Source organism: Roseomonas rosulenta (assembly GCF_016106005.1).
Lineage (GTDB): Bacteria > Pseudomonadota > Alphaproteobacteria > Acetobacterales > Acetobacteraceae > Neoroseomonas > Neoroseomonas rosulenta.
In genome coordinates, this window is the sequence record NZ_JACADR010000357.1 from 1 (window position 1) to 3861 (window position 3861).

5 protein-coding genes are annotated in these 3861 nt (G+C 74.7%); all 5 read right to left on the reverse strand.

The features are described from left to right. Positions 1-1027 (reverse strand): MMPL family transporter (locus tag HW578_RS24045; protein ID WP_198373235.1); only part of this gene is annotated, 1027 nt, incomplete at its 3' end. Further along, entirely contained in the window at positions 1024-1602 is a 579-nt protein-coding gene (locus HW578_RS24050) for an outer membrane lipoprotein carrier protein LolA (protein WP_198373236.1), read from the reverse strand. The genes HW578_RS24050 and HW578_RS24045, both read right to left, overlap by 4 nt. 56 nt (positions 1603-1658) lie before the next feature. Next, the gene (locus HW578_RS24055) at positions 1659-2576 is read right to left on the reverse strand and encodes an LpxL/LpxP family acyltransferase (RefSeq protein WP_198373237.1); all 918 of its coding nucleotides are present in this window, start codon (positions 2574-2576) and stop codon (positions 1659-1661) included. Then, positions 2573-2890, reverse strand: a complete 318-nt coding sequence (locus HW578_RS24060; protein WP_198373238.1) for a hypothetical protein — start codon at positions 2888-2890, stop codon at positions 2573-2575. The genes HW578_RS24055 and HW578_RS24060 overlap by 4 nt, the downstream gene beginning before the upstream one ends. Continuing rightward, a partial coding sequence (locus HW578_RS24065) for an AMP-binding protein (protein WP_198373239.1) occupies positions 2887-3861 on the reverse strand: 975 nt, incomplete at its 5' end. The genes HW578_RS24060 and HW578_RS24065, both read right to left, overlap by 4 nt.

The following is a 3861-nucleotide window of genomic DNA, read 5'->3' on the forward strand; positions in this document are numbered from 1 at the left end:
CCGCCGCGCAGGCGAGCCGCAGCGTCGGCCACAGGCGCCGCGCCGCGTCGCGCAGCGCCTCGTCGGGCGCACGGCCGGTCACCAGCAGGATCGGGTAGTCGGCGACCACCCCCAGCATGGTCATGCCGAAGCCGAGCGCGGCCGCGTGCACATGCCCGAACACCGCATCCACCGTCGCGAGCCCGGCCAGCGTGCCTGCCGCCAGCGGCACCGCCACCACCGCCAGCATCATCGGGCTGCGATAGCGCCAGAGCAGGAAGCTGCAGACCAGCAGGAAGGACAGGATCGTGACCAGCTGCACGTCGGCACGCACGGTGGCCGCCGCCTCGGCCGCGAAGATGCCCGGACCCGAGATCAGCAGCCGCGCACCGGAGGGTGGCGAGGCTGCCGCGAAGGCGGCGCGGATCGCCGCGACGGCGGCCTGCTGCGCCTCGGTGTCGAGCCCCGCGGCACGGGTCTGCGCCAGCAGCAGGGCGCGCGGACCCTCGGCCATCCAGACGCCGTGCGCGCTGGCCACGCGCCCCTCGCCGACCCAGCCGCGCAGCATGGCGAGGAAGGCGCCGGTCGGGTCGGCGAAGGCGAAGCGGCGCACCAGCGGCGCGGCGGAGGATTGCAGCCCGTCCAGCACCGCTTCGAGCGACGCGCGCAGCGCGGGTTCCGTGAAGGCCTCCGGCGTCGCGGCGGGCGAGAGTCCGTAGCGGTGGGCGAACAGCAGCGCCGCTTCCGCATCGCCCACCATCGCGCTGCCATTCGCCACCAGCGCGAAGGCGCCGTCCCCGGACAGGCGCTGCGCCATGGCGATCGAGATGCGCGCCAGTTCCTCCGGCGCCGCGCCCTCGATCCCCGCGATCAGCAGTCGCGTCGCGGCACCCGAGCGCAGTTCCTGCAGCAGGAAGGCGGCTTCCTCGCTGGTGGCGGCGGGCAGGAAGTCGGTGATGTCGCTGCGCAGTTCGACATGGCGCAGCACCAGCGGGAAAGCCCCGGCCAGGACGGCGAGGGCGATGAAAAGCCGGGCGAAGCGCTTCATGGCGCGGGCGTGGCCACGAGTCGCGTGCGGCCTTCGTTGCCCTGCGTCTCGACCACTTCGAGGAAGCCGCCCGCCCCTTCCAGCGTGATGCGCTGCACCGCGCCGCGCAGCCGCAGCGACCGCGGCACCAGGATGATGCGCCAGCGCGCCGTGTCGCCGCTGAACGACACCTCGTGATGCTGGCGCAGCGTGGCGATGTCGCCGGCCAGGGTGGCGCGGAGTGCCTCGACCAGCGGGCGGATCTCGGGCGCGGCGTCGAGGGCGATCGTCTCGCTGATACCGCGCTGCGGCCGTTCCAGCGTGAGGCGGTCGCCCTCGACGAGGAACAGCTCCGGCGCCGGTTCGATGGTGCGCTTTTCGAGCCGGTCGGGCGCGCGCCAGGCGAGGGTGCCGCGCGAGATCAGGGGGCGTTCGAGTTCCGCGACTTCCTTCTCCTCGACGAAGCTTGCGCGGACCTCGCGGTTGCCGCGCAGCGCCGCCATCACGGCGGCGAGCGCATCCGGCGCCTGCGCCGCCAGCGGCAGGACCAGCAGGCCCCGTCGCGCCAGGCACAGCCCTCGGCCGTCAGTCCCCAACCGCCAGAAAAAGGAGGGGGTTCGGGGGAGTTCCCTCCCCCGACCTTCCTTTCCCGTCACGAGGGGTCCCCCCAGAACTCGTAGAAATTGAACCAGTTGTACGGATGCGCCCGGCATGTCGCCGAGAGCCTGTCCGCATATCGCGCCAGCCAGTCGTGCAGCGCCGCCTCTCGCCCGTCGCGCGGCATCTCGATCGCCGGGGCGAAGGCCTCGAAGCGCAGGAGGTAGCGCCGCGGCCCGAGCCACAGCCCGAAGCCGAGCACCACCGGCGCGCGCAGGATGGCGGCCAGCGTCATCGGCCCGCCCGGGAAGGGTGCCGGGTGGCCGAGGAAATCGACGTGCAGCATCCGGTCCCCGCGCACCGCGCGGTCCGCCAGCAGCCCGACCACGCCGGCGCGGTCGAGCACCTCGCGCGCTTCCAGCATCGCCTCCGGCCGGCCGAGCGCGATGACGGAGGCGCGACGCGTCGGGTCCAGGCTGTCGAACAGCGCATCGGCCGCCCCGGCATTGCCGGTGTGCATCAGCATCCGGACCTCGACCGGCGCGCCTTCGCCGCCGACCGCGCGCAGCGCCTCGAAGGAGCCCATATGGGCGCCGAGAAGCACCAGCCCCTGCCCCCGCGCGGCCGCCGCGCGCAGCACCTCGAGCCCGGTCACCTCCACGTGGTAGCCCGCGCGCCGCCCGGTCAGCAGGAAGACGCGGTCGAGCATGGTGGAGGCGAAGCAGAAATACAGCCGCCACAGGTCGCGCCAGCGCGCCTCGCGCCCCAGCGCGCGCGCCAGGTAGCGCCGCGCCGCGCGCTTCTGCGCGGCGGGCGAGGTCAGCAGGTAGAACAGCGTCACCGGATGCAGCACTGCCTGCGCCGCGTGCCAGCCGAGGCCGAGCGCGATGCGCGCCATCAGCCGCAGCGCGCTCCCGCTACCGCGCTCGGGCGTGGCAGCCCAGAGGGGGGGCGCGTCGGGCGCGGCGGTCATGGCGCGAAGGCCATTTCCCCGAAGGCCACCAGCCGGTCCTCCACGAAGCAGGAGAAGCCGATGCGCAGCGCGTCGCGCGGCGCGAAGGCGATGCGCACCTCCTGCCCTGGCAGCACGGGGGCGGCGAATTTCGTGCGCGGCAGGGCGCGCAGCAGCCCGACGCCGAAGGCCGCGCGCGCCGCGGCGGCGACCTGGTCCAGCAGCAGCACGCCGGGCACCACGGGCGTGCCGGGAAAGTGGCCGGGCAGGGCGGGATGGTCCGTGGCAATGACGAAGACCGGATCCGCACCTGTCCCTTCGCGGGCGGGGTTCATCGCGACCAGGCGAGGCGCGCGACGGCATCGCGGCGCAGCTTGCCGACCGCATCGCGCGGCAGCGCCTGCGCCATCACCACAGGGCGCGGCAGGAAGGCGGGCTCGACGCGATCGCGCAGCGCGGCCACCACCGCCTCGGCGCTCAGGCCGGGTGCGACGACCACGGCGGCGAGGCGCGCGCGCGGATTGCGGTCGAGGTCCTCTGGGACGAGGAAGACGCCGTCCTGCACGCCCTCGATCGCGGTGAGCAGGCTGGTCAGGCCCGCCAGCGAGGCGCGCTTGCCCGCCAGCTTCACCATGTCCCCGCGCCGGCCCAGCAGCCGGAAGCGACCAGGCGCGGCCCATTCCAGCGTATCCGCCAGCGGCACCGGCGCCGCGAGGCCGGGTACCGACACCACCGCGCCATCCTCCTCGATGCCGAACTCGACACCCGGATAGGGCTGCCATGCCTCCTCCGCCACCGTGCGGCGGGAGGCGACGGAGCCCGCTTCGGTCGCGCCGTAGATCTCGTGCAGCGGCGCGCCCCAGGCGGCTTCCGCCTCGGCGGCCAGGGACGCCGCCAGCGGCGCGGTGGCCGAGATCACGCCGGCCAGCGGCGGCAGCGCGATGCCCGTGCCCAGCAGCGCGCGGATCTGCAGCGGCGTGGTCACCAGCAGTCGCGGCCCGGGCACGCCTTCCAGCGCCTCGGCGATGTCCGAGGGGTAGAAGACCGGTCCCGCATGGCCCGCGCCCGCCCCCTGGAGGGGCAGCATCAGTGTCGTCTCGAAGCCGTACATGTGCTGCGCCGGGATGGTGCCGACGATACTGGCCGCGGGCGCCACGGCGAAGCGCGCGGCGGCGGCGCGCGCGCCGGCCACCAGCGCCCCCCAGGGCTTCGGATGCGGCCGCGGCTCGCCGGTGCTGCCCGAGGTGAAGGCGATGGCGGCAACGAGGCCGGCCGGGATCAGCGGGTTCGGGGCGGCGGTCCCGGC

Bases quoted from the DNA above. Each gene is read 5' to 3' on its own strand.
- HW578_RS24060 (WP_198373238.1), bottom strand. From the start codon at position 2,890: ATGAACCCCGCCCGCGAAGGGACAGGTGCGGATCCGGTCTTCGTCATT.
- HW578_RS24055 (WP_198373237.1), bottom strand. From the start codon at position 2,576: ATGACCGCCGCGCCCGACGCGCCCCCCCTCTGGGCTGCCACGCCCGAG.